The sequence below is a fragment of the Frankia sp. BMG5.23 genome (genome assembly GCF_000685765.2).
Classification (GTDB): domain Bacteria; phylum Actinomycetota; class Actinomycetes; order Frankiales; family Frankiaceae; genus Frankia; species Frankia casuarinae.
This window is the reverse complement of record NZ_JDWE01000148.1, coordinates 1-2009: the sequence shown is the minus strand read 5'-3', so window position 1 is coordinate 2009 and position 2009 is coordinate 1. Positions and strand designations below refer to the sequence as shown.

1 protein-coding gene is annotated in these 2009 nt (G+C 70.0%); it reads left to right on the top strand.

All coding sequences use genetic code 11. The annotated features are described in order from the left end of the window. Positions 1-31: 31 nt before the first annotated feature. On the top strand, positions 32-2009 hold a 1978-nt coding region (locus tag BMG523DRAFT_RS22230; RefSeq protein WP_235463409.1), incomplete at its 3' end, for a condensation domain-containing protein.

The following is a 2009-nucleotide window of genomic DNA, read 5'->3' as shown; positions in this document are numbered from 1 at the left end:
GGTTCGTGGTTTTCGGATTGAGTTGGGTGAGGTGGAGGCGGTGTTGGGGTTGTATCCGGGGGTGGGGCGGTGTGTGGTGGTGGTGCGTGAGGATGAGCCGGGGCAGAAACGGTTGGTCGCCTATGTCGTCGCCTCCGAGGGGGAGGNGCTCGACACCGTCCAGATCCGCGACTTTGTGGCGGGTTTGTTGCCGGAGTATATGGTGCCGGCGGTGGTGGTGGTGTTGTCTGGGTTGCCGTTGACTGGTCAGGGGAAGGTGGATCGGGGTGCGTTGCCGGTTCCGGATTTCGCGGGTCGGGTGGGGGGTCGTTCGCCGCGTACCGCGGTGGAGGAGGTGTTGTGTGGTTTGTTTGCGGAGGTGTTGCGGTTGGAGCGGGTCGGGGTCGAGGACAGTTTCTTCGATCTTGGTGGTGACTCTCTGCTCGCGATGCGGCTGATTGCCCGGGTGCGGGGGGCGCTCGGGGCTGAGGTCAGCATCCACGACCTGTTCACGGCGCAGACCCCGGCCGGTGTCGCCAGGCTGGTCGGCGGCGACGGTACCGCTCGTACCGCCCTGGTGGCGGGCCGGCGGCCCGCGGTGCTGCCGCTGTCGTTCGGCCAGGCGCGGATGTGGTTCCTGAACCGGTTGCAGGAGGGCAGCGCGATCTACAACATGCCGATGGCGCTGCGGCTGCGCGGTGACCTGGACCGGGCGGCGTTGCGCGCGGCGTTGGCCGACGTCGCGACTCGGCACGAGAGCCTGCGGACGGTGTTCCCCGACTCGGATGGGCTGCCCTTCCAGCAGATCCTGGTGGGCGGCCCCGAGCTCGTGGTGCAGGACACCGATGAGCGGGAACTACCCGGCCTGCTGGCGGCCGAGGCGAGTCGTCCGTTCGACGTGCGCCACGAGCTGCCATGGCGGGCGTCCTTGTTCGCGCTGTCCCCGCAGGAGCACATGCTGCTCCTGGTGATGCACCACATCGCGGCCGACGGCTGGTCGATGGGGGTGCTGACCCGCGACCTGTCGGCGGCCTATGCGGCGCGACTGTCCGGTCAGGAACCGTCGTGGGCGCCCTTGCCGGTGCAGTACGCCGACTTCGCGGTCTGGCAGCGCGAAGTGCTCGGCAGTGAGGACGACCCGGACAGCCTGATCAGCAGGCAACTGGCGTACTGGCGGTCGACCCTGGCTGAGCTTCCTGCCGAGCTGACCCTGCCGGTCGACCGCCAGCGCCCGCCCGTGGCCTCCTTCGCCGGCGGCTCGGTGCCGCTGCGGCTCGGCCCGCAGGTGCACGCACGGCTCACCGGGCTGGCCCAGGACGAGCGGGCCACGCTGTTCATGGTGATGCAGGCGGCGATTGCGGTACTGCTGTCAGGGCTCGGCGCGGGCACCGACATCGCGCTGGGCACCCCGGTGGCCGGTCGCGGCGACGCCGCCGTGGACGATCTGATCGGGTTCTTCGTCAACACGCTGGTGCTGCGCACCGACCTCGGCGGCGACCCGTCCTTTGCCGAGCTGCTCGGCCGGGTGCGGGAGATGAACCTGGCGGCGTACGCCCATCAGGACGTGCCGTTCGAGCGGCTGGTGGAGGAGCTGCAACCGGCCCGCTCGCTGTCCCGGCACCCGCTGTTCCAGGTGATGCTGACCTTCCAGAACACCCACCAGGACGGGGGTTGGGAGCTGCCCGGCCTGTCGGTACGGCCGGAGCGCTCTGGCTCGGACGTGGCCAAGTTCGACCTGTCGTTCAGCCTGGCCGAGAACCGCACTCCCGACGGGGAGCTCGCCGGGATCAGCGGGGCGGTCGGCTACTCGGCCGACCTGTTCGACCAGCGGACGGCCGAGGAGACGGCGAACCGGCTGGTGCGGGTGCTGGAGGCGGTGGCTGCCGATCCCACGCTCCGGGTCAGCCAGGTGCCGCTCCTCGACGAGACCGAGCGGGCCCGGGTGGTGGATGGGTGGAATGAGACGGGGGTGGTGGTGCCGGAGGTGACGTTGTCGGAGTTGTTTGAGGCGCAGGTGCGGCGGAGTCCGG